Source organism: Candidatus Protofrankia datiscae, assembly GCF_000177615.2.
Classification (GTDB): domain Bacteria; phylum Actinomycetota; class Actinomycetes; order Frankiales; family Frankiaceae; genus Protofrankia; species Protofrankia coriariae.
On record NC_015656.1, the window covers coordinates 4,189,963 to 4,214,070 of the forward strand.

Here is a 24,108-nt window from a genome sequence, read left to right on the forward strand (position 1 = left end):
CTGCGGGTTCCACTGTGGACACGAACCAGAAGAACTGGCTGTGCCTGGGCGAAGAACTGGCTGTGCCTGAGCTGAGCTGTGCCTGAGCTGTCCGTGCCCGGGCTCAGAATGCGCTGCGGAGCTGGTGGCGATACCTCGGAAGGGACCCCGCCGGGCGGCCGTCGGCAGGTGCGTCAGCCGTTGACGACCGCCTGCCGCTGGACCACCGCCTGCCGGACGCCGACCAACGCGTCCGCGATGGCGTCCGGGTTGCTGCCGCCGCCCTGGGCGAGGTCGTCCTTGCCGCCGCCACCACCACCGAGGATCTTCGCGGCACCGCGGACGAGCTCCCCGGCCCGGATCCCGCGTTCCCGCGCCGGGCCGTTGGTGGCCGCCACGATGACCGGCCGTCCGCTGGCCGCGGCCGCGACCGCGACGACGGCCGGGCGGTCCGCCGGCACCCGACCACGGATGTCGATGGCGAGCTTGCGCAGGTCGTCCGCTGAGGTGCCGTCCGCGGCCCGGTGGGTGACCAGCGCGGTCCCGCCGACGTCCTCGGCCGCCCGGGCGAGGTCGCCCGCGATGGCCAGCACCTGCGCGGCCCGCAGCTTCTCCAGCTCCTTTTCGGCCTCCCGCAGCCGGCCGAGCACCTGGGACAGCCGCTCGGGCACGTCCGCCCGCGGGGCCTTGAGCACATCGGTGATCTGCGAGACGAGCACGGCCTCCCGGGCCAGGTAGCGGTAGGCGTCCAGGCCGACGAGGGCCTCCACCCGCCGCACCCCCGCCCCGACCGAGGCCTCCCCCAGCAGCTTGACCAGGCCAAGCTGGCCGGAGCGGCGGACGTGCGTGCCACCGCAGAGCTCGCGGGAGTAGTCCCCGATGGAGACGACCCGGACCCGGTCGCTGTACTTCTCGCCGAACATGGCGATCGCGCCGGTCCGGCGCGCCTGGTCGATGTCCATGACCTCGGCGTGGACGTCGAGGTCCTCGGTCAGCACCTGGTTGATGGTCTCCTCCACGTCGGCGAGCACCGAGGGCGGTACCGCCGCGGCGGCGGAGAAGTCGAAGCGGAACCGGCCGGGGGAGTTCTCCGAGCCGGCCTGCGCGGCGGTCGGGCCGAGCGCGTCCCGCAGGGCCTGGTGGGTGAGGTGGGTGGCGCTGTGGGAGCGCGAGATCGCCGCCCGCCGGGCCGGGTCGATCTCCGCCTGGACGTCCGCGCCGAGGGTGACTTCCCCCGTGCGCACCCGGCCGCGGTGGACGATCAGCTCGGGCAGCGGCTTCTGCACGTCGAGGATCTCGATCTCGGTGCCGTCGGCGAGCCGGATGACACCGGCGTCGGCGAGCTGCCCACCGCCTTCGGCGTAGAACGGCGTCCGGTCGAGCACGATCTCGACGTCGTCACCCTGCGCGGCCTCCCGGGCCGCCGCGCCGCCGACCAGCAGCCCCCGTACGCGCGCCTCCTCGGCGCCGCTGTCGTATCCGGTGAACGCCGACGGGCCGGCCGCCGCCAGCACGTCCCGGTACGCCGAGGTGTCGACGTGGCCGGTCTTCTTCGCGCGGGCGTCGGCCTTGGCGCGCTGCCGCTGCTCGGTCATGAGCCGGCGGAAGCCCTCCTCGTCGACGGTCAGACCCGTCTCGGCCGCCATCTCCAGGGTGAGGTCGACCGGGAAGCCGTAGGTGTCGTGCAGCTGGAACACCCGCTCGCCGGGGATGACGCTGCCGCCGGCCTTCTTCGTCTCGCTCGCGGCCAGGTCGAAGATGGACGTGCCGGTGCGTAGCGTCTGGAGGAAGGCCGCCTCCTCGGCGGTGGCGACCGAGTCGATCCGGACGCGGTCGGTGACAAGCTCCGGATACTGCGGGCCCATCGCCTCGATGGTGGCCTCGACCATTTCGTGCATGGTCGCGTCATGGGCGCCGAGCAGGCGCATGTTGCGGATCGCGCGGCGCATCATCCGGCGCAGCACGTAGCCGCGCCCCTCGTTGCCGGGCAGCACCCCGTCACCGATGAGCATCACCGAGGTGCGCACGTGGTCGGCGACCACCCGCAGGGACACGTCCGAGCGGTGTTCGGCGCCGTAGCGGGCGCCGGTCAGTGCGGACGTCCGGTCGAGGATCACCCGTGAGGTGTCGATCTCGTAGAGGTTGTCGACGCCCTGCAGGATGGTCGCGAGCCGCTCCAGCCCGAGGCCGGTGTCGATGTTCCTCGAGGGCAGGTCACCGAGGATCGGGTAGTCCTTCTTCGAGGATCCCTCACCGCGGATGTACTGCATGAAGACGAGGTTCCAGATCTCCAGGTACCGCTCGCCGTTGACGGCGGGGCCGCCTTCGGCGCCGAACTCCGGCCCGCGGTCGTAGTTGATCTCCGAGCAGGGCCCGCACGGGCCCGGCACGCCCATCGACCAGAAGTTGTCCTCCATGCCGAGCCGCTGGATGCGGTCGGTGGGCACGCCGATCTTGGAGTGCCAGATGTCGGCCGCCTCGTCGTCGTCGAGGTACACCGTCACCCACAGCCGGTCCTCGGCCAGGCCGTAGCCGCCGTCGGCCACCGGGGTGGTCAGCAGCTCCCAGGCCAGCGGGATCACGGTCTCCTTGAAGTAGTCCCCGAAGGAGAAGTTCCCGCACATCTGGAAGAAGGAGCCGTGCCGGGTGGTACGGCCGACCTCCTCGATGTCGGTGGTCCGCACACATTTCTGGACGCTGGCGGCGCGGCTGTACGGCGGGGCGACCTCACCGAGGAAGTACGGCTTGAACGGGACCATCCCGGCGTTGACGAGCAGCAGGGTGGGGTCGTCCGCGATGAGGGATGCCGACGGGACGACCGTGTGGCCCCGGTCGGCAAAATAGCGCAGCCAGCGGCTCGCGATCTCAGCGGACTTCATTCCGACCTTCCTGCCCGGCGAACGACGCGCCATCGACGTTCCATCGGCGCGCGATGCGGATGCCGGGCGTGCCCGGCCAAACGCCGATGGCCCATCGTAGCCAGTCGAGCGGACAGGACACGATCGTCGGGCCGCCCGGCACACCGCGTGCGCCGGGCGGCCCCGCCCCGCTTCAGAGCTCGTCAGGCGTCGCCCCCGGACGGCGGCGACGGGCCGCGACCCGCAGGATCACACCGCCGCCGACAAGCGCCGCGGCGATCGCCGCCATCGCGCCGGTCTCCACGCCGGTAAAGGGCAGCCCACCGGTGCTGGGATACTCCTGGCCGGCCGGGCGGACCGGCTCCTGGCCGACGACCGCCGGGCCATCGCCCCCGGGCACGGGGGGCAGCACCACCGGGACGCCCACGCCACCGCCACCAGGCGCGGGCTCTTCCGTGTCGTCGCCACCGCTGTCACCACCGCCACCGCCACCACCGACACCGAAAGCGACGCCGACACCACCGGCGCCGCCGTCGGGGCTGCCCCAGCCGCCGACGGCCACCCCGACCCGCGGGTCACCGCCGTTCCCAGCAGCGGATGGAGCCCCGCCGGCGGAAGAACCGGCGGACGGGTCGGTCACGGTCACGGTCGCGGTCACCGTGCGCTGCGGCAGCCCGTCGAGCGCCGTTCCGCCGGACTCGGCCACGGCGTCTGGCAGCCCCGTCGGCAGCCCCTCTGGTAGTCCGAGGCCGGGATCAGCCGCGGACGGGCCGGTGCCGGTGACGACGTAGTCGCCGGGTGCAGTGAAGGCCGGCGGCCGCAGGCTGAAGCTGCCCTGGTCGTCGGCTGTTGCCGTGCCGACCGTGTTGTTGTTGACCCGTATGGTGATGGTGCCGCCCGGGGCGAAACCACCGCCGCCGAAGAGCACCGACTCGCCAACGGACACCGATCGCGCGCTGACCGTGGCGGCACCGAGTGGGCCGGGGCGGTCAGGATGATCGGGATGGTCAACGGACGGGCCGGCGTGTGTGGCGGCCGCCGACTCCACCGCCGTGCCCAGTGCCAGTCCGCCCCCCACGAGCAGCGCGACTGCGAACGTGCGAAACCTCATGGAAGCGCTCCCCCTGCCCGGATTCCGGACAAGCTTGTTGACGCATGAATACGAAGAGTATATTCACTATTGCTCTCCGTGTCCACAACATTGGGTGTCCAGTCGGTTTCGCCCGGCGGACGACGTCCTGGCCCGTCCTGTCACTGGCCGCGCTTACGCCGGTGGGAGCCGGCCGGCCGCGCGTTGAGCGTCAACGGTGTCGTCGCGTCGTCTGCCTGACTGTCGGTCAGCCTGCCGGTCAGGCTGTCGTCGGCCAGGTCCGCCGGGCGTTCGGTGGTCAGCTCGGTGCCGGCCGCGACCGCGGTCGTGCCACCGGCCCGACGGTGCTGGTCTCGGTGCTGCTCTCGAAGCTGCTCTCGAAGCTGGTCACGATCGCCGCGCGTGTTCGCCGTGGCGCTGTCGCGGCCGCCGACGGGATGGTCGTACGGTTGATGCTGTGCCGCGATCCTCAGTTCGGCCTGCGGACGATCGGTCCTTGGGCGGCCACCCCCCGGACGATCGGAGCGGGCCGCGGCCGGGATGAGCACCGGATGGTCCGCGAAGGCCCGGGGCGGGTCGGCCGGGGCATAACCGCCGTAGGCGTGATAGCCGTCGTAGGCGGCGTCCGGCCCCTTGACCGGGACCATGGTGAGAACGGCGCCCAGGATGCGGGCGTCGACCAGCCGCAGCGCGTCCGCGGCCCTGGCCACCTGCTCGCGCCGGGTCCGGCTGGCCCGCACGATCAGCACGGTGCCGTCGGTCTGGGCGGCGAGCACGGCCGCGTCGGTCACCGGGAGCAGCGGTGGCGTGTCGATCAGGACGAAGTCGAAACGGGCGGACAGCTCGCCGAGCAGGTCACTCATCCCCCGGGATCCGAGCAGTTCGCTGGGATTCGGCGGCAGCGGTCCGCTGGGCAGCACGTGCAGCCGGCCGTCGACGTCGCCCCAGGGCAGCAGCACGTCGTCGAGGCCGGCGGTGCCGATCAGCACGGAGGTCAGGCCGGCCGCCGTCTCTATCCCGAGACAGTCGCCAAAGGACGGCCTGCGCAGGTCGCCCTCGACCAGCGCCACCCGGGCGCCGGTCTGCGCGAGGGTGACGGCCAGGCGGCAGGTCGTCGTCGTCTTGCCCTCGTCGGGCATCGAGCTGGAGACCAGGATGGTGCGTGGCGGGGCGTCCACGTCAACGAAGCGCAGGTTGGTCCGCAGCTGCCGGAACGCCTCGGCGCTCGCCGAGTGCCCGCCCTCTGGCACGATCAGGGGGGACTGGGCGCCGGTCGCGTCGAAGGCGATCGTGCCCAGGGTCGCCAGCCCGCTCGCCGCGGTGATGTCGGCGGCCGTGGTGACCCTGGTGTCGAACCGGTGCCGGACCACCGCCGCGGCGACGCTGGCGAGCAGGCCGGCCAGCACGCCGAACGCAACAGCCCGCACGGGCTGCGGCGATATCGGCCTGGTCGGCGTCTTCGCCTTCTCCCACACGCTCACCCGGACCAGCGGCGCCTTGTCCGGGGACGGGCTCTCGATCTGCGCGATGGCCTGGGAGAAGACCTCACCGACCGTGTCGGCGATCAGCTGGGCGCGGTGGGGGTCGGTGTCGGTGACCACGGCACGCAGCAGGACGGTCTCGGGGACGGTCTGCGCCTGGATGCGGCCGCGCAGCCATTGCGGGCTCTCGTCGAGGTGCAGCTTGTCGACGACGGCCGCGGCGACCCGGTCGCTGGCCACCAGATCGGCGTAGGACTTGACCCGCTGCTGGGACAGCAGGCCGCCCTGGTAGGCCGCCGCGGCGCTGTCGGTCGTGTCCGACGACGAGACGACCATGGTCGTCACAGCGGCGTAGGCCGGCGTCTGACGCCACGAGACAGCCGCCGCGAACAGGCCGCCGAGCAGGACGCAGATCACGATGAGCGGCCAGCCCCGGCGCAGCGCTCTGACGTACTCCCGAAGTTCCACCAGCGGACCAACCCTCCCCCGGAGATGTACTCCGGTAACCATATCAACGCTCTGAGCAACCAACATACTCGATGTACATCTGTACAGTCACCATCCGTAGTTATTACTCTATGGAGCTATGCATGAACAGAAGGTCGTTGGCGAATCGGCGCCCGCACCGGTGACATCGGGCAGCCGGCTGCTGCGGGGCGGGCTGCGCCGGCACGTCGGACTGCAGATCGGACTCGACGCCGCCTGCCTGGTGACCGGGTTCGGCGCCGCCTACCTCGCCCGCTTCAGCGCGTCCCCGTTGACCAACGGCGAATTCTGGATGATCACAACGGTCGCGGTCTGCCTGCTGTACTTCGTCGGCACGGCTGGACACCTCTATCTGGGCCGCTACCGTTTCGGTGGCTTCGACGAGGTGCTGGCGCTGGTCTGCGCGGTCGCGTCGACGACGGTCGGAGCCGTCGTCGTCGACGTCGCCCTCGGCCGTTCCGAGCGGATGCCGGCCGAGATCCTCCCGCTGGCGGGCGCGGCCGGGCTCGTCCTGATGTTCGGCGTTCGCTACCTGTGGCGGCTGGCCGGGGAGCGCCGCCGCCGACGGCAACGGGCCGGCAGCGAGCCGATCATCGTCTTCGGCGCGGGTGAGGGCGCCGACCGGGTGCTGGCGTCGATGTCGGGCAGCCCGGACAGCCCCTACACGCCGGTGGCCCTGCTCGACGACGATCCGGGCACCTGGAACCTGGCGCTCGGCGGCGTGCGGGTACGCGGTGGGCGCGGGGCCATCGCCGCGGTCGCCCGCCAGACCGGCGCCCGCACCCTGCTGGTGGCCATCCCCAGCGCCGACGCCGCGCTGCTACGGGAGATCACCACTGTTGCCGAGGGCGCCGGCCTCGCCGTCAAGGTGCTCCCCCGCGTCGCGGACCTCATCGACGGGCGGGTCGGCGTCCACGACATCCGCGACCTCGACATCACCGACCTGCTGGGACGCTGTCAGATCCAGACCGACGTCGCCTCGGTGGCCGGCTACGTCACCGGCCGGCGGGTGCTCGTGACCGGGGCCGGCGGTTCGATCGGCTCGCAGCTGTGCCGGCAGCTGTACCCCTACCGCCCCCAGGAACTGGTCATGCTGGACCGGGACGAGTCCGCGTTGCGGGCGGTCCAGATATCCATCCACGGCCAGGCGGCCGCCGACGACGAGACGGTGGTGCTGTGCGACATCCGCGACGTCGAGGCCGTCAACGCCGTGTTCGCCCGGTACCGGCCGCAGGTGGTCTTCCACGCTGCCGCGCTGAAGCACCTGCCCCTGCTGGAACGCTTCCCCGGTGAGTCGGTGAAGACCAACGTGTGGGGGACGATGACCGTCCTGGACGCCGCCGTGTCGGTGGGCGTCGAACGGTTCGTCAACATCTCGACGGACAAGGCCGCGAACCCGACCAGCGTCCTGGGCTATTCCAAGCGGATCACCGAACGGCTGACCGCCGGGGTGTCCGCGGACGTCCGGACCGGGGTCTTCGTCAGCGTGCGGTTCGGCAACGTCCTGGGCAGCCAGGGTTCCGTGCTGCGGGTGTTCGCCAGCCAGCTGGCCGCGGGCGGGCCGCTGACAGTCACGCATCCGGATGTCACCCGCTACTTCATGACCGTCGAGGAGGCGGTGGAACTCGTCGTCCAGGCCGGCGCCCTGGGCGGCAACGGGGACGTCCTCGTCCTCGACATGGGCCGGCCGGTACGGATCGCCGACGTCGCCAGACGGCTGGCCGGGCGCGGCCCACGGCCGGTCGAGGTGGTCTACACCGGGCTCGGCCCCGGGGAGAAACTGCACGAGGATCTCTTCGACGACAACGAGCGCGACATCCGCCACCATCATCCCCTGATCTCGTACGTGTCCGCGCCGGCGATCGACCGGCAGCAGGTCCTCGCGCTCGCGCCCTGGGGGGATCCCGGGGCGCTGCGCACGACACTGCGCCAGCTGGCGAGGCCGCATCCGGCCCTGCCACACCCCGCCGAGCCGCATCCGCTGGAAACCCGGCAGCGGGAAACCCGGCCGCGCGCGGCGGAGACACCGAGCGTGGTCGGCAACGACCGGTGACCGATGCCTGCCGGCGCGCGCCGGCCGGGCGAGCGGATGAGGCGTTCGCCACTCGTGGGGGTATTCCAGTGGTTATGGTCATCGCGTGGATCGCTGGTTCAATCTCGTCGGCGCCGACAACGTCCGGGATCTCGGCGGACTACCGACCAGGGACGGAGCGTCGACCCGGCCGGGGCAACTGCTGCGCGGCGACACCGTCCAGGAGCTGACCAAGGACGATGTTGTTACGTTACGTAACAACTATGGTCTGCGTACGGTCATCGATCTGCGCGCCGAAGCGGAGATCGCCCGGGAGGGCCGCGGCCCGCTGGCGGCCGAGGCTGTCGCCTACCACAACCTGTCGTTCCTCCCCGGCGAGTTCGTGATGGCCGACGACCCGCGGTATCCCCTCATCGTCGCCGACCGCGCCTCGCAGGACCGGGTCGAGCACTACCTCGACTACCTGCGCGGGGCACCGGACGCGGTCGCCGGTGCCCTGCGGCTGCTCGCGGACCCCGGCCGCCTGCCGGCGCTGTTCCACTGCGCCGCGGGCAAGGACCGCACGGGCGTGCTGGCCGCCGTCGTGCTCGACATCGCCGGGGTCGAACGGGACGCGGTCATCGCCGACTATGTGGCGAGCAACGAGCGGATCGACCGGGTGGACCGCCGGCTGGCCAGGCGTCCCACCTACGACCGGGCCCGCAGCAGCGCCAGGACGGACGGCATGAGCTGCCGGCCGGAGGTCATCAGCCGCTTCCTCACCGCGCTCGACGACACCTGGGGCGGCGCGGCCGGGTGGGCCCGGCACGCCGGCGTGCCCGACGACGCGCTCCGCTCGTTGCGGGCCAACCTGACCGACTGAGCAGGGTGGCGGACATCCCATGCGAACTGCTGGCACCAACTGGTCTTACCGGGTCCATCCAGCTGACTGGACCACCCAGCACAATGGGGTGGTGGACGCGACACCGCCTTGTCGGCACCGCCGGCCCGACCAGCCCTGGCGGGTACGCGGTGCCTCCCGGCGGCAGCCGTCCCGCGGCGCCCCACAGATGCTGGTCCTGTTCGTGGCCGCGACCTGCCTGAGCACGGTCCTCACCGGCTGCGGGGAGGGTATTTCCCGATCCGCGTCGAAAGTTCCGCGCGACCTGATCCCCCTCTTCCAGAATGCCGCGACGGTCTACGGTGTCCTCACCGCGGCCCAGCTCGCGGCCCAGGCCCGGGTGGAGAGCAAGTTCAACCGTGACGCGGTGTCCCGCGCGGGTGCCCGCGGCATGATGCAGTTCCTGCCCGGCACCTGGGAACAGTTCGGTGTCGACGGCAATGCCGACGGCGCGGTCGACCCGCTGGATCCGGCGGACGCCATCTTCTCCGCCGCGCGTTACGACGCCCACCTGGCCCAACTCGTCCAGAAACTGCCCGGCGACCGTGTCTCGCTGATCCTGGCCGCCTATAATGCGGGGCCCGCGGCTGTCCGCGATGCCGGCGGAGTTCCCGATTTCGCCGAGACACGGGCATATGTCGCGAACGTCCACAACTGGACCAGCCGATTCAACAACCAGCTCTAGACACCTGCCGGCAGCTTCGTCCCCACACCGTCCGGAGCCCCGGAAAAATCGATGGAGAAAACAATGACCGACAATGGTGGGCGGTGACACGGCCGCTGCCGGACGCCGACGCCGCCCCGCAGCCCGCCGTCGACTCGGCACCCGCCGCGAACCCGGCGGCCACTGTCGACCCGGCAGTCGAGGACGTCATCCGGCGGATCGAGCGGTCCAGCGGCATGCTCGCCAGCCGCGCGGTGGCCCGCATGCACGAGGTCCTGCCCTGGTTCACGCCCATGTCGGCCCGGCACCGGGCCGACATCCAGTTGGTGGTGCAGGCCGGGATCTCCTCGTTCGTGGAGTGGTGCCGGCGTCCCCAGCACGCCCGGGAACTGTCCGGGGACGTGTTCCGGGTCGCTCCCCGTGACCTCGTCCGAGCCGTCACCTTCCGCCGCCTGGTCGAACTGGTACGGGTGGCGGTCGAGGCGATCGAGGCCGAAGTGCCCGCCCTGGCCGGCCCCGACCACGAGCAGCGGCTGCTCGCCGACGTGCTGCGCTACTCCCGTGACATCGCCTTCGCCGGCGCGGTCGTCTACGCCCGCGCCGCCGAGGAGCGGGGCGCGTGGGACGCCCGGCTGGAGGCGCTCGTCGTGGACCACGTCGTGCGCGGCGAGGTGGAGCGGGCGCTGCCGTCACGCGCGGCGGCGCTGGGCTGGCGCAATCCGCCGGCCGTCGCGGTGATCGTCGGGGACACCCCGGACCACTCCCCCGAGGTGGTCGTCGACCAGGTCCACCGCCTCGGGCGCGGGGCCGGTCTGGAGGTGCTCACCGGCGTCCACCACGAACGGCTGGTCGTCATCGTCGGTGGGGACTTCGTGGCCGGGTCCGCGCGGCGGCCGGCCCGGCCCGGTGGCGTCGGGTGCGGACGTGCCCTGCTCGACGCCGTCGACGCCCTGTTGCCGGCCTACGGGCCCGGGCCGGTCGTCATCGGCCCGGTCGCCGCCGACCTGGCCACGGCCGCCTCCTCGGCGCACGCGGCGCTGGCCGCGGCCGACGTGGTCATGGCGTGGCCGGCCGCCCCACGCCCGGTGACCGCGCAGGCGCTCCTGCCGGAACGAGCGCTCGCCGGCGACACCGGGGCCCGCCGCGCCCTGATCGAGGACGTGTACACGCCGCTGCGGGAAGCGGGGGCACCACTGCTGGCGACGGTGGGTGCCTACCTCGACTTCGGTGCCTCGCTGGAGGCCACGGCCCGCGCCCTGTACCTGCATCCCAACACGGTCCGTTACCGACTTCGCAAGGCAGCCGACGCGTGCGGGCTCGACCCGACGGACCACCGGGAACGGTTCACCCTGCACGTGGCGCTCATCCTGGGCCGGCTCGCCACGGTGTGACCACCGGCGGGCCGGTCGATCAGGCGATCGGCTGACCCGCCGGCCAGCCGGCCAGCCGGCCAGCCGATCGACCGGCCAGCCGCGGCCGTGATCGCCGGCTGTTCGCTGCCGTGACCGACCATGTTCGGTTCGGCGTTCGGTTCGGCGTTCAGCGCGGACTCACCGACGCCTGATCCGACGGGGCACGTTGCCATCACTTGTCGCCCCTGTCACCGAATTCCCCACCGGCCTGGCGATGGGCAATAAAGGTATGGGACGACCGAATCATTTTGTAGAGATCCCACAATGAGCCGACGGCACAACGGTGAGTGCCCGCCAGCGACAGCCGGTGGGCGGGAAGGGTTAGGTGGTCTGGTGCTCGCTATCCTCGCCCCAGGTCAAGGTGCCCAGACTCCCGGCCAGCTGAAACCCTGGCTTGAGATCGGCGGTGTCGAGTCCCGGTTGCGATGGTGGTCGGCGGCCGTCGGAATCGACCTTGTGGACGTCGGCCGTGACGGCTCCGCGGAGACGATCCGCGACACCGCCGTCGCACAGCCGTTGATCGTCGCGACCGGTCTTGTTGCCGCCGAACAACTTTCCCTTCCCCGGACGGGGAATCTTCTTGTCGCCGGACACAGTGTGGGGGAAATCACCGCTTCTGTCCTGGCCGGTGCTCTGGACGCTGAAAGCGCGCTGGTCTTCGTCGCATTGCGCGGCCGTGCCATGGCCGAGGCCGCGGGGCGCGTCCCCACCGGTATGACAGCGGTCGTCGGCGGCGATCCGGACGAGGTCACCGAGCATCTGCGCCGGCTGGACCTGACCGCGGCGAACCGCAACGGCGCCGGGCAGATCGTCGCGGCCGGCTCCCTCGAGGCGCTGGCCCGCCTCGCCGAGGAGCCGCCGCCGCGCGCCCGGCTGCGCCCACTTTCCGTAGCCGGCGCCTTCCACACCCACTTCATGCAACCCGCCAGCGACCAGCTCGCCGGGGTCGCCCCCGGACTGCGCCCGCGGACGCCTGTCGTGGCCCAGCTGTCCAACGCCGATGGTAATGTCATCGACAACGGTCCCGAGCTGGTCCAGCACCTTGCCGATCAGGTCGCCGCACCGGTGCGGTGGGACCTGTGCCTGGCCCGTATGCGTGATCTCGGGGTGACCGCCATCGTGGAACTACCACCCGCCGGGACGCTGGCAGGCATAGCCAAAAGGGAGCTCACCGGCGTGCAGATCCTTGCTGTGAAAACACCTGACGACCTGCCCGCGGCCCGTGAGCTGATCGCCCACCACACGGACGCGCCGAGCGGCGACGACCCGGATGGCGGCGGCGATCCGGCGGCAGGCTCCTCCACCGCAGCCGGGCTCGTGGGAGCGACGCGGTGAATGGCTCCCGGCTGATGGGGATCGGCACCTACCGTCCCGCCCGCCTGGTGACCAACGACGACCTGGCCAAGCGGGTCGCGACGTCCGACGAATGGGTCCGCTCGCGGACCGGCATCGCCACCCGCCGGATCGCCGACACCGACGAGACCATCGTCGCGATGGGATCCATGGCCGCGGAGAAGGCGCTCGCCGCAGCCGGCATCGACGCCGCCGAGCTCGACATGGTGCTGCTGGCGACCTGCACGAACCCGTCCCAGATCCCGGGCTCCGGGCCGCAGATCGCGCACCGGCTGGGCGCCGTGCGCGCCGGCGCGCTCGACATCAACGCCGGCTGTGCCGGGTTCGCGTACGCCCTGTCGGTGGCTTCGGACATGGTCCGGGTGGGAAGCGCCCAACACGTTCTGGTGGTGGCGGCCGAGCGGCTGTCGGACTATACCGACTGGGATGACCGCTCCACCTGCATCCTGCTCGCCGACGGCGCCGGAGCCGCGGTGGTCGGGCCCGCCCCGACCCGCGAGATCGGCCCGGCGGTCTGGGGCCACGACGGCGGGAAGGCCAGCGCCATCCGGGTGCCCGGATACGGCGACAACCTCTTCCGCATGGAAGGCCAGACGGTGTTCCGGTGGGCCATCACCCTGACCCCGACGGTCCGGCGCGCCTGCGAGCTCGCCGGTGTCGCACCGTCCGAGCTCGCCGGTGTCATCCCGCACCAGGCCAACCTGCGGATAATCGACGCGCTGGTGGCCGGTATCGGCGCCACGAACGCCGTGGTCGCCCGGGACGTGGTCGAATCCGGCAACACCTCGGCCGCCAGTATCCCGCTGGCATTCAGCCGGATTCTCGACGGCGGCCAGCTGCGGCCGGGCGACCCCGTCCTACTCTTCGGCTTCGGCGCCGGCCTGACCTACTGTGGTCAGGTCGTACGTTGCCCATAGGATTCATCTCATCGGCCGAGGACGACACGAGCCTGATTGTTCGCGTCTTCCGGCGGTCTTTGTCAAAACCAGTTGGAACCAGTTTGGCCGATGGTGGCGCGGGCAGATCCGCCCGCGTTGTCCGTGACGTCACGAAGGAACAGGAGGAATAATGTCACAGCCCGACGTCCTGGAGGGTCTCGCCGCGATTCTTGAGGAGGTCGCCGGAGTCGACCCGGCCGACGTCACCGCGGACAAGACGTTCATCGACGACCTGGACGTCGACTCGCTGTCCATGGTCGAGGTCGTCGTCGCCGCCGAGGAGAAGTTCGACGTCAAGATCCCTGACGGGGACGTCAAGAGCCTCAAGACCGTCGGCGACGCGGTGTCCTACATCCAGCGGGCGGGTGTCGCCGCGTGACCGCCACCCCCAGGCAGGTCGTCGTCACCGGCCTCGGGGCAACCACCCCTCTCGGCGGCGACGTCGCCTCCACGTGGGAGGGTCTGCTCGCGGGCCGTTCCGGTGTGCGTCGGCTGACCGACGAGTGGGTCGAGCAGCTTCCGGTTCACATCGCCGCGCCCGTCGCGGTGGAACCCCCGCTGGAGCGGCTGGAGGCACGCACTCTCGACCGCGTGCAGCAGCTGGCTCTGGTGGCCGCCCGGGAGGCGTGGGCCGACGCCGGGACGCCCGAGGTCGACCCCGAACGGCTCGCCGCGGTGGTCGGCTCCGGCATCGGCGGGGTGCTGACCCTGCTCAACCAGTACGACGTACTGCGCGAGCGGGGCCCGCGCCGGGTCTCCCCACACGTGGTGCCGATGCTCATGCCCAACGGTCCGGCCGCGACCGTGGGGCTGGCCTTCACCGCCCGGGCCGGGGTGCACGCCCCGGTCAGCGCGTGCGCGTCGGGCGCGGAGGCCATCGGCTACGCCCTGGACATGATCCGGGCCGGCCGGGCGGACGTGGCCATCACCGGCGGGTCGGAGGCGGCGATCCACCCGCTGCCGCTCGCCGGATTCGCCCAGATGCAGGCCCTGTCCCGGCGTAACGACGCCCCGCAGGCGGCATCCCGGCCGTTCGACAAGGGACGCGACGGGTTCATCCTCGGGGAGGGCGCCGGCGCCCTCGTCCTGGAGTCCGCCGAGCACGCCGCAGCCCGCGGCGCGCGGGTGTACGCCACCCTGGCCGGGTCCGGGACCAGCGCAGACGCCTACCACGTGACCGCCCCCGAGCCCAGCGGCGCCGGCGCCGCCCGGGCCGTGCGTGCGGCGCTGCGCTCCGGGGGGCTGACCGCGTCCGACCTCGTGCACATCAACGCCCACGGCACCTCCACACCCATCGGGGACGTCGCCGAGGCCCACGCGCTGCGGGCCGCGCTCGGGGACGCCCTGGACAGGGTGGCGGTGACCTCCACCAAGTCCATGACCGGGCATCTGCTCGGGGCGGCCGGGGCCGTCGAGGCGGTGATAGCCGTCCTCACCCTGCGGGACAAGATCGTGCCGGCCACCCGTAACCTCGACGCCCTCGACGACGAGATCGACCTCGACGTGGTGTCCATCGACAACCGTTCCATCCTCGCGGGCGCGGTCCTGTCGAACTCGTTCGGTTTCGGCGGGCACGACGTCTGTCTCGCCTTCACTCCCTGAGCACGCTCCCTGATCGCACCTCCTGAGCGCACCTCCTGACCGACTGCCGGGCCACCCCCGGCGGCCTGCCGGCACCCTGACGGGAACAACGCGTCCCACCACTGGTTCCCGGACCCGGCATCCATCCCGCCGGTGATTCCGTCCAGCCAGTTCGTGTCCTGTTCAGTCAGTTCGTTCAGTCAGTTCGTTCAGCTGGATATTCATGGCGAACACCCGGTACCGACCGTCGCAGCCGGCCGACGTGCGGTCGGTGGCCGGGTGCTCCCGTGCGCGAGTGTTCGGTTCTCCTGGTTCCAGATTTTCTGCTCTGATTTCTTTACCCACTTTTTTCCATACCTGCTTTTCTCATGCCCACAACCAGCGGATCATATGGCCCGACCGCTGTCCACAGACATAAACAACGGGAAATTACGGGTGACTGCGACAGAAAACCGTGAGGACCCGTCCGGTCGCAAACGGGAACGATGATCCGATGAGCCCGCGGGCCACGGCACGGCCCCGGCCCGCGGGCGCTCGCCTGCTCTCGTCACTGACCCAGGGATCCCAAGGAGATAAACGGTGAGTCTCTCCACGCTCGAACGCACCGACCCGCGTGCTCCGTCGGCCCGGCTGGCCCAGTTCTTCGACCCCGACACCTTCGAGCCCTTCACCACCACGGACACCTCCGGTGTGCTGGCGGGAACGGGCACCGTCGAGGGCAGCCCGGTGGTGGCCTTCGCCACCGACGCGGCCATCCAGGGCGGAGCGATGGGACGCGAGGGCTGCACGCGGATCGTCGACGCCATCGAGGCGGCGGCCCGCCTGCGCCGCCCGGTAGTCGGGATCTGGCATTCCGGCGGGGCCCGGCTGCGGGAGGGAGTGGCCTCCCTCGACGGGGTCGGCCGGGTGTTCGCGGCCACGGTCCGCAGCTCCGGGCGCATCCCCCAGATCTCCCTGGTGCTCGGCGCCGCCGCCGGCGGTGCCGCCTACGGCCCCGCGCTGACCGACATCGTCGTGATGGGCCCGGCCGCCAAGGTCTTCGTCACCGGCCCCGACGTCGTACGGACGGTGACCGGTGAGGACTGCACCGCCGACAGCCTGGGCGGGCCCGACGTGCACGCGCGCCGCAGCGGGGTCGTCGCCGTCACCTGCGACTCCGACGAGGCCGCCGTCGCCCGGACCCGCCAGTTGTGCGTGCTGCTCGGCGAGCAGGGCAGCATCGGCACGGTCCAGGCCCGCGAACTCGGTGACCTGCTGCCGGAGTCCCCGCGCCGCGCCTACGACGTACGCCCACTGGTGGCGGGCATCCTCGACGACGACGTGGTCGAACTGCACCCCCGCTGGGCGCCGAACATCGTCACCGCCCTGGGCCGGCTCGGCGGCCGGACGGTGGGCGTGGTGGCCAACAACCCGCTGCGCCGCGGCGGCTGCCTGGACGCCACGTCCGCGGAGAAGGCGTCCCGCTTCGTGCGGATGTGCGACTCCTTCGGCGTACCGCTGGTCGTCCTGGTCGACGTCCCCGGCTATCTGCCCGGTGTGGGCCAGGAATGGGAGGGCGTGGTCCGGCGCGGCGCGAAGCTGCTGTACGCGTTCGCCGAGTGCACCGTGCCCCGGGTCACCGTTGTCACCCGCAAGGCCTACGGTGGCGCCTACGTCGCCATGAACTCGCACAGCCTGGGCGCGACGGCCGTGTTCGCCTGGTCGACCGCGGAGGTGGCGGTGATGGGCGCCGAGGCCGCCGTCGGGATCCTCCACCGGCGCGAGCTGGCCGAGGTCCCGACCCAGCGCCGTCCGGAGGTGGTCGCCGAGCTTGCCGCCGAGCACGTGCGCGCGGTCGGCGGGATCGACCGTGCGGTGGAGCTGGGCGTCGTGGACGCCGTGGTCACCCCAGCGGCCACCAGGGCGGCGATCGCCCAGGCCATCGCCGCCGCCCCGGCGGGTGCCGCGGGCCACGGCAACATCCCGCTGTAGCGATGGTCACTGCTGCGCCCGTTGTCCCGGCTGTTCCGGCCCCGCCGCCGGGACGGCAGGCGCGGCGTCCAACGCCTCTCGGATGACGTCCGCGACCTGGTCGGCCTCCAGCAGGAACGCGTCGTGCCCGTACAGCGACCGGATCACCGCGAGCCGGCCGGCCAGGGCGGGCACCCGTGCCATCTCGGCGATCTCACGCTGGAGGTACAGCGGGTAGAGCCGGTCGGAGTCGACGCCGGCCACCGCGATCGGCACCGGGCAGCGTGCCAGCGCCGCGGCCGCCCCACCCCGGCCACGGCCGGCGTCCTGGGTCATCATCGCCCGGGTCAGGGTCACGTAGCTGCCGGCGTCGAACCGGCGGACGAGCTTGTCCGCGTGGTGCTCGACGTAGGACTCGGCCTCGAAACGACCGTCGGGCCGCACCCGGTTGCCGAAGCGGCCGGCGAGCTCCCGCTCGCTGCGGTAGCTGACCTGGGCCATCCGGCGGGCCAGCCCCATCCCCGCGTGGGGGCCGGCACCGGCGGGCCGGTGGTGGTAGTCCCCGCCGCGCCAGCCGGGGTCGGCGGTGATCGCCGCGATCTGGGTGGAGTAGAGGGCGATCTGCTCGGCGGTCGCGGCCGCCCCGCAGGCGACGACCACCGCCCTGGCGACGCGGTCGGGATAGCGCAGCGCCCACTCCAGGGAGCGCATCCCCCCCATCGACCCGCCGACCACACCGGCGAAGCGCCGGATCCCGAGCGCGTCGGCCAGCAGCGCCTCCACCAGCACCTGGTCACCGATGGTGATCTGCGGCCAGCGGCTGCCCCAGGGCCGGCCGTCCGCGGCGGTCGAGGACGGGCCGGTCGTCCCCTGGCAGCCGCCCAGGACGTTCGGGCACACGACGAAGTAGCGTTCGGTGTCCAGCGGCCGGCCCGGACCGATCATCGCGTCCCACCAGCCACGGCTGACGTGCCCCGGGCCGGCCGGACCGGCGGCGTGGCTGTCACCGGTCAGCGCGTGCAGGACCAGCAGGGCGTTGGACGCCGTCGGGTCGAGCCGCCCCCAGGCCTCATAGGCCACTGTCACGCCGGGTAGCGACGCCCCACTCTCCAGTTCGACCGGGCCGGGCAGCTCGACGAACCGGCGCGCCCCGGCCGGGTCACGCCCGGCCCGCCACGCGCCGGAGACGGGGCGGCAGGCGGTCGCCCACCGCCCCGTCCGGGCTACTGTCAGCCCTTGGCGGCACGGAAGCCGGCGTCGAGGTCCGCGAGGATGTCGTCGATGCCCTCGATTCCGACGGAGAGGCGGACGAGGTCGGGGGTCACCCCGGTGCTCGCCTGCTCGGTTTCGGTGAGCTGCGAGTGCGTCGTGGTGGCCGGGTGGATGATCAGCGAACGTACGTCGCCGACGTTGGCCAGATGGCTGAACAGCTCCACGCCCTCGACGAACTTCCGGCCCGCCTCAGCACCGCCGACGATCCCGAACGACAGGATCGCGCCGGCACCCTTCGGCAGCACCCGCTGGGCCCGGTCGTACCACCTCGACGACTCAAGCCCCGGGTAGTTGACCCAGCTCACCTCGTCCCGCGCCTGGAGCCACTCGGCCACCCGCTGGGCGTTGGCACTGTGCCGCTCGATCCGCAGCGACAGCGTCTCCAGGCCCTGCAGCAGGAGGAACGAGTTGAACGGCGAGATCGCCGCGCCGATGTCGCGCAGCAGCTGGACGCGCGCCTTGGCGATGAAGGAGCCGTGGCCGAGGACGTCCCAGTAGACCAGCCCGTGGTAGCTCGGGTCGGGCGTGGTGAAGTTCGCGAACCGGCCCGACGCGCCGAAGTCGAACCGCCCGCCGTCGACGATCACGCCGCCGATCGTGGTGCCGTGGCCGCCGATGAACTTCGTCGCCGAGTGCACGACGATGTCGGCGCCGTGTTCGAACGGCCGGTAGAGGTAGGGCGTGGCCAGGGTGTTGTCGACGATGAGCGGGATACCGGCGGCGTGCGCGACCTCGGCGATCCCGGCGGTGTCGAGCACGTCCCCCTTGGGGTTGCCGATCGTCTCGCCGTAGAACGCCCGGGTGTTCGGGGCGATCGCGGCGCGCCAGGCGTCGAGGTCATCCGGGTCCTCGACGAAGCTGACCTGGATGCCCAGCTTGGGCAGGGTGTAGTGGAACAGGTTGTACGTGCCGCCGTACAGGCTCGCCGAGGTCACTATATGGTCGCCGGCCTCGGCCAGGTTCAGGATCGCCAGGGTCTCGGCCGCCTGGCCCGAGGACAGTGCGAGCGCTCCCACGCCCCCCTCGAGCGCGGTGATCCGCTGCTCGAAGACGTCCTGCGTGGGGTTCCCGATCCGGGTGTAGATGTTGCCGGTCTCACCGAGGGCGAACAGCGCGGCGGCGTGGTCGGTGTCCCGGAAGACATAGCTCGTCGTCTGGTAGATCGGGACGGCGCGGGCGCCGGTCGTCGGATCCGGCTGGGCACCGGCGTGGATCTGGCGGGTCTCGAACGACCAGCTCTCTACTGACATGGAACGTGATCCTCCCCGGAAATGGGCGGCGGCGCCGGACAGGCCGCGTTAGCACTCATACCGGGACGGACGCGACCGCCGGGTCACGGCCACATGGATTTCGAACATCACCAACGGCCGTCAGACGGGACAACAGACCTCGTCCACAAAGACCTCGTCCACAAAGACCTCGTCCACAAAGACCTTGTCCACGAAGGTCTTGTCCACGAACAGGCGCGCCGGGCACTCCCGCATGTCGCACGACATGACTAACCAGGAGCGCACATTTCGGACTCTAGCACCCACCAGCGGGCCTCGTCCCCGGGAAGGGTGTCTCCCGGGGATCCTGCCGGTGGCCCGGCCCACGCGCACCGCGCGACCCGCGGCCGCCCGCCTCGACAGCGCGTACCAGCTCAGGCCGACGCGGTGGCGGCCGACGGGCCCTCGGACGCCGGGGTGGCCGCGGCCTTGCCGGTGAGGTCCGGCAGCCGCAGCTGCTCGACGCGCTGGCCACGGTGCGCCAGCACCGCGCTGGAGTGGTACTCCTCGGCGAGGGAGAGGAAGTCCGGCTCGTGGTAGCGGCGCCCGTCCACGGTGGGGCCGGGCGTGCCCTCCATGATCGCTTCCACGTCCTCACCGGTGATGGTCTTGTTCGTCTCCAGCGCGTGGGTGACCGCGAGGATCTCCCGGCGGTTGGCCTCCAGGATCGTCTCGGTGCGCGCGTAGAGCTCCTGCAGCTTGGCCTCCACCTCCGCGACGAACGTGCCGCCGAGGTAGCCCGGGCTGCTGCCCGAGTAGGCCGGGTTGCTGCCCAGTCCGGAGGCCAGCGCGGGGCGCGACGTGAGCGTGGTGCCCATGGCGTGCCGCCCGATGCTGCGGGCGACCAGCTCGGTGGCGGCGTGCAGGTCCCCGCCGACGCCCTGGGTGTGGTCGCCCTCGAAGAACATCCGCTCACCCACGATGGAGGCGAGGAAGGTCATCACGTCGATCTCGACCTCGGAGCGCCAGTCGACGAACCTGTCCTCCAGCGGCACCGGGGCCACGAAGCCGCCAGTGTCCCCCCGGCGCTCGATGGTCGCCATGTCGATCGCCATGTGCTTCTGCAGCCGGTACATGACCACCGCGTGGCAGGCCTCGTGCAGGGCGACGCTGTGCCGCTCCCGCTCGACGTACTCGTGGTCGTCGGGCAGGCCGTGTTCCTTGATTGCCTTGGCCTTGAGCAGGTCCGGCCAGGTGACGACCTCCCGGCCCGACTTGATCGCCTGGATCAGCGCCTCGTTGACCATGTCCTTGATGCTCGCGCCGGTGGCGTACGGGCTCATCACGGCGAGCCGGTCCACCTGTTCGGGCGCCACGTCATGGCGGACCTTGGACAGGTAGCCCTGGAAGGTCCGTACCCGGCCCTCCTTGCTGGGGTAGCCGACCTTGTAGATGCGGTCGATACGGCCGGGCCGCAGCAGCGCCTCGTCCAGGGACTGCGGCATGTTGGTCGCCATCATGATCATAATGCGGTACTTCGGCGGCGGCTTCGGCCGCATCCCCAGGGCACGGCGGACGACCCGGTTGAGGAAGCCGCGGGGCTTCTTCAGACCCGACATCTCGGTCAGCAGCGCCTGCAGCGTCCCGTCGAAACTCGACTGGCCACCACCACCGCCGCCGGGGACGACGAACTGGGCCTCGGCGAGCTGCCGGCGGCTGCCGTGGCTGGCATAGGCCAGCCCGTTGCACGAGGAGTGCGCCAAGCCGCCAGGCCCGAAGACGGGGGTGCCGCCAGGCCCGAAGGCGGGGGTGCCGGGCCCGAAGACGGGGATGTCGGTCAGGCCTGCCGGAGCCGCCCGCCCGAAGTCGCCGGCGAGCTGACCACGGTTGCCCAGGGTGTCGGCCTCGTCGAAGAAGACGATCACACCGCCGTAGCGGAGAGCCAGCTTGCGCAGCTTGCGGAAGAGGCTCTTGACCTTCATCACGCCGACGCCGAAGAACATCGCCCGGAACGCCCCGGGGTCGACGAAGACGTAGGGCTTGCCGGTCTCACCGGCGACCGCCTCCGCGATCAGGGTCTTGCCGGTACCCGGCGGGCCCCACAGCAGGATGCCACCCGGCACGTAACCGCCACGGCTTTCGATCTCCTCGGGCTTCTCCAGGTGGAAGACCACCTCCTTGACCCGGGACAGGACGTGGTCCTGACCCCAGACGTCGGTGAACCGGGTCTTGATGTCCTCCGGGAAGTAGACGTCCACACCGCCGCGGGAGAGAAACCAGAAGATCGCTACGAACTGGCCGACGGCGAGCATCATGAACAGGACGAGCTGGAGCACGAACGGGACCGCGTCCCAGATGTCACCGGGGAGGGTGACGAGGGCGTTGAAGATCGAGTCGTTGCGGATCCGGGCGTAGACGAAGGCAGCGACCGCGAGGGTCACCACCCACTTCAGGGCCCGGCTCAGCCGGTAGCGGTTCCAGTCGTTGAACCGCAGCAGGCGGCGCTCGAAACGGCCGAAGACCCGGTCGGTCCAGAACACGTAGTAGGCCGACGAGCGTTCGCCGATGAACATGTGCACCTGGCGGACGATCTCGATCGCGAACAACGCGACCAGCCACCAGCTCGTCGACACCTGCTCGCGCAGGGCGTCGGAGAAGGCCATGATCGGGTTGTCCGACATGGCCGCGGCCACCACGAACCCGAACAGCGCCGCGATCAGAACAAGGAACTTCACCCTGTCCCACAGGGCCAGCCGCCTGCGCACCGGCCCCGACGGCCGCGGCGGAGGGTCGGCGGGAGCGATCTGGAACGGCTGCACGGGCGGCTGCACAGGCTGCTGCGAGGACGAGGTCTGATTCATGGTCTTCAATCTCAGGTGATCGGCTTGATCGTGAACGATGTCTGAACCTGGTTGATCTGCGCACCGTGCTTGTCGTAGCACCAGGCGGAACAGGCGAACACGAGTTGGTAGAGCATCGTCTGATCCCGGTCGAAAAGACTGGTCTGGTCGATGGTGACCAGACCGCTGTCCACCCGGAGCTGGTAGATCAGATGGATACCGTGCACACCGCCGTCCTTGCGGACGGCCTCGTCGGTCAGTAGCAGGAAGTGCGGCGCCAGCCGGGCCCCCTCGGGATCCCGCCGGATCTCCTCGGCCTGCTCCCGCTCGGCGTCGTCGATGGGGATGAGCAGGTTACGCAGGTCGTTGGTGGACAGCGTGGCCGCTTCCTCCGGCAGGAGCTGGCGGACCTGGACGAACCCCTTCGGCTCCTGGGCGTCCGGGAGCAGGAGGTTCTTGTCGTCGAACTTCGCCGCCGCGTCGATCCCCACCACCCACTCGCGGGAGGCGAGCACCCGGGCCGCCTCGGGCGAGACGTTGCGGGCGTCTATCCCGACGAAGGCCGGGCCGAGCATGGGCTGGTGCTGCCAGGAGCTGGGGATCTTGAGAAACGTGCCCGCGTCCTTGTTCGTCACGTACTCGTAGCGACCGGAGCCGCACCCGGCGAGAACGACGATGGCCGCCAGGAGCGCGGACACGACAGGCATGGCGCGTCCCAGCGGCGTACGACTTCCCCTGCCCACGGCCGACCTCCAGAATGTAGTGAGGCTGAGCCTATGGTGCAGCACAGCGCGCCAACGTGACACCTTGTCCGGGAAAGCAGTGCGCACGCGTCGGCATCGACACCGGGGCAACACGCCCCGATCCCTCCTGACCCCGTCCTCAGGCCTCCCGCCATGCTAGTAGACTGTCGCCGCTAATGTGTGGGGTATAGGTGGCGGAGTTTGGTGCGGGCGTCATCGGTGGTGAAGTGCCAGTTGACTTGGCGCTGGTTGGCGTTGACGGCTGTCTGCCAGGCGTCGAGTTCGGTGTTCAGGACGTCGAGGGTGTCGATGCGGCGGTCGAGGCATTGGCGGGTCAGGGCGGCGAGTTCGATTTCGGCGATGTTGAGCCAGGAGCCGTGTTTGGGGGTGTGGTGGATCTCGAGTCGTTGCGCGAGTGCGAACGCGACGGCCGGGTCGAAGGCCTCGTAGAGCGAGGAGATGTCGTGGGTGTTGAGGTTGTCCATGACCAGCACGACCCGTTCGGCGTCGGGGTAGTCGAGGGTGAGCAGGCGCCTGACGTGGTGTGCCCAGTCGATCCTGGTGCGCCGTGGGGTGGCCTGGACGCGGCGCCAGCCGGCGAGTGGCTCGACCCAGCAGAAGATCGAGCAGGTTCCGTGGCGCACGTACTCGGAGTCCTCGCGCCGGTCACGCCCTGGCGTGGCGGGGATCGGGTCGCGGGCGTGGGCCAACAGCTGGTAGGGCTTCTCGTCCATGCACACCACGGGCACGCCCGGGTTGTGGGGCCGGGCGTAGACCGCCAGAACGTCTTCCATCCGCGCGGCGAACTGCGCGTTCGCCCTCGGTGGGATGGTCCAGCACTTCCTCAGATGAGGACGCAACCTCGTTTTTTTAAGACCCGGCCGATGGTGGAATGGTCCAGGTCCGGGATGTCGGCGACCAGCGCGACGTGCTTTTCCAACAGCCGCAGCGACCAGCGTGCATAACCAGCCGGTGGCTGCGAGCATGCCAGCGCGATCAGTCTGGCCTCAACCTCGCCGGTCACCGGGGAAGGCACCGGGGGAAGCTCCCGTGCCTTCCGACCGATCGTGGCCCCCACATCCCCACCGGTCTCGGTGAACCGCTTCGCGACCAGCCGCAGCGTCTCACCCGAGACCCCGACCCGGACCACGAGTTCTTCTTGGGAGGCAACCGGGCCGACCGAGGTGTCCAACGCGAGCAGGACCCGCGCCCGCCGGATCATCGACGCCGGATGAACCCCCGTCGAGGTCACCCGAACCAACTCGTCACGATCAGCCTCGGTCAAGGTGACCGGCCACTTCTTCTGCGAACCCACGACACAGTCCTGACCGGCAGAGGGAC

At 71.0% G+C, this 24,108-nt stretch carries 19 protein-coding genes; 9 read left to right on the forward strand and 10 right to left on the reverse strand.

Annotated features, from left to right (window positions below):
• Positions 1-173: 173 nt before the first annotated feature.
• The 3 genes from alaS to FSYMDG_RS17560 all read right to left on the reverse strand — a co-directional run bounded on the left by alaS (position 174) and on the right by FSYMDG_RS17560 (position 5,876).
• On the reverse strand, positions 174-2,858 hold the full coding sequence (alaS, locus tag FSYMDG_RS17550; protein ID WP_013874724.1) for an alanine--tRNA ligase: 2,685 nt from the start codon (positions 2,856-2,858) through the stop codon (positions 174-176).
• 172 nt (positions 2,859-3,030) lie between these two features.
• Positions 3,031-3,948, reverse strand: a complete 918-nt coding sequence (locus FSYMDG_RS17555) for a hypothetical protein (RefSeq protein WP_013874725.1) — start codon at positions 3,946-3,948, stop codon at positions 3,031-3,033.
• A 140-nt stretch (positions 3,949-4,088) separates the two neighbouring features.
• Positions 4,089-5,876 (reverse strand): polysaccharide biosynthesis tyrosine autokinase, encoded by a 1,788-nt coding sequence (locus FSYMDG_RS17560; protein WP_013874726.1) that lies wholly within the window; start codon positions 5,874-5,876, stop codon positions 4,089-4,091.
• 118 nt (positions 5,877-5,994) lie between these two features.
• On the opposite strand from FSYMDG_RS17560, the gene FSYMDG_RS17565 reads away from it, so the two are divergent.
• From FSYMDG_RS17565 to FSYMDG_RS17605, 9 genes are all read left to right on the forward strand, one after another.
• Positions 5,995-7,947, forward strand: a complete 1,953-nt coding sequence (locus FSYMDG_RS17565) for a nucleoside-diphosphate sugar epimerase/dehydratase (RefSeq protein ID WP_013874727.1) — start codon at positions 5,995-5,997, stop codon at positions 7,945-7,947.
• 85 nt (positions 7,948-8,032) lie between these two features.
• On the forward strand, positions 8,033-8,788 hold the full coding sequence (locus FSYMDG_RS17570) for a tyrosine-protein phosphatase (protein ID WP_013874728.1): 756 nt from the start codon (positions 8,033-8,035) through the stop codon (positions 8,786-8,788).
• A 19-nt stretch (positions 8,789-8,807) separates the two neighbouring features.
• On the forward strand, positions 8,808-9,491 hold the full coding sequence (locus tag FSYMDG_RS17575; protein ID WP_013874729.1) for a lytic transglycosylase domain-containing protein: 684 nt from the start codon (positions 8,808-8,810) through the stop codon (positions 9,489-9,491).
• A gap of 83 nt (positions 9,492-9,574) precedes the next feature.
• Positions 9,575-10,861, forward strand: coding sequence for a PucR family transcriptional regulator (locus FSYMDG_RS17580; protein ID WP_013874730.1), 1,287 nt, complete (start codon positions 9,575-9,577; stop codon positions 10,859-10,861).
• Positions 10,862-11,215: 354 nt separating this feature from the next.
• Positions 11,216-12,217, forward strand: a complete 1,002-nt coding sequence (locus FSYMDG_RS17585) for an ACP S-malonyltransferase (protein ID WP_013874731.1) — start codon at positions 11,216-11,218, stop codon at positions 12,215-12,217.
• Positions 12,214-13,152 (forward strand): beta-ketoacyl-ACP synthase III, encoded by a 939-nt coding sequence (locus tag FSYMDG_RS17590; RefSeq protein WP_013874732.1) that lies wholly within the window; start codon positions 12,214-12,216, stop codon positions 13,150-13,152. The genes FSYMDG_RS17585 and FSYMDG_RS17590 overlap by 4 nt, the downstream gene beginning before the upstream one ends.
• 151 nt (positions 13,153-13,303) lie before the next feature.
• A complete protein-coding gene (locus FSYMDG_RS17595; protein WP_013874733.1) occupies positions 13,304-13,552 on the forward strand; it encodes an acyl carrier protein in 249 nt (82 codons plus the stop codon).
• Positions 13,549-14,775 carry a beta-ketoacyl-ACP synthase II gene (gene fabF, locus FSYMDG_RS17600; protein WP_013874734.1) on the forward strand — a complete coding sequence of 409 codons (1,227 nt, stop codon included), beginning with the start codon at positions 13,549-13,551 and terminating at the stop codon, positions 14,773-14,775. The genes FSYMDG_RS17595 and fabF overlap by 4 nt, the downstream gene beginning before the upstream one ends.
• Positions 14,776-15,333: 558 nt before the next feature.
• Positions 15,334-16,725, forward strand: a complete 1,392-nt coding sequence (locus FSYMDG_RS17605) for an acyl-CoA carboxylase subunit beta (protein WP_013874735.1) — start codon at positions 15,334-15,336, stop codon at positions 16,723-16,725.
• A gap of 6 nt (positions 16,726-16,731) precedes the next feature.
• Here the strand turns inward: FSYMDG_RS17605 and metX are convergent, their stop codons facing one another.
• The 7 genes from metX to FSYMDG_RS28760 all read right to left on the reverse strand — a co-directional run bounded on the left by metX (position 16,732) and on the right by FSYMDG_RS28760 (position 24,082).
• On the reverse strand, positions 16,732-17,937 hold the full coding sequence (gene metX / locus FSYMDG_RS17610) for a homoserine O-acetyltransferase MetX (RefSeq protein ID WP_013874736.1): 1,206 nt from the start codon (positions 17,935-17,937) through the stop codon (positions 16,732-16,734).
• Positions 17,934-19,226: a bifunctional o-acetylhomoserine/o-acetylserine sulfhydrylase gene (locus FSYMDG_RS17615; protein ID WP_013874737.1), complete on the reverse strand. Its 1,293-nt coding sequence runs from the start codon at positions 19,224-19,226 to the stop codon at positions 17,934-17,936. The genes metX and FSYMDG_RS17615 overlap by 4 nt, the downstream gene beginning before the upstream one ends.
• Positions 19,227-19,346: 120 nt before the next feature.
• A complete protein-coding gene (locus FSYMDG_RS29285; RefSeq protein WP_258165205.1) occupies positions 19,347-19,472 on the reverse strand; it encodes a hypothetical protein in 126 nt (41 codons plus the stop codon).
• A 146-nt stretch (positions 19,473-19,618) separates the two neighbouring features.
• Positions 19,619-22,045 (reverse strand): AAA family ATPase, encoded by a 2,427-nt coding sequence (locus tag FSYMDG_RS17620; RefSeq protein ID WP_013874739.1) that lies wholly within the window; start codon positions 22,043-22,045, stop codon positions 19,619-19,621.
• 11 nt (positions 22,046-22,056) lie between these two features.
• Positions 22,057-22,731 (reverse strand): hypothetical protein, encoded by a 675-nt coding sequence (locus FSYMDG_RS17625; RefSeq protein WP_043603944.1) that lies wholly within the window; start codon positions 22,729-22,731, stop codon positions 22,057-22,059.
• A gap of 209 nt (positions 22,732-22,940) precedes the next feature.
• Positions 22,941-23,627, reverse strand: a complete 687-nt coding sequence (locus FSYMDG_RS28755) for an IS630 family transposase (protein WP_237702726.1) — start codon at positions 23,625-23,627, stop codon at positions 22,941-22,943.
• Positions 23,612-24,082, reverse strand: coding sequence for a helix-turn-helix domain-containing protein (locus FSYMDG_RS28760; RefSeq protein WP_043602714.1), 471 nt, complete (start codon positions 24,080-24,082; stop codon positions 23,612-23,614). The genes FSYMDG_RS28755 and FSYMDG_RS28760 overlap by 16 nt, the downstream gene beginning before the upstream one ends.
• Between the last annotated feature and the right edge of the window lie 26 nt (positions 24,083-24,108).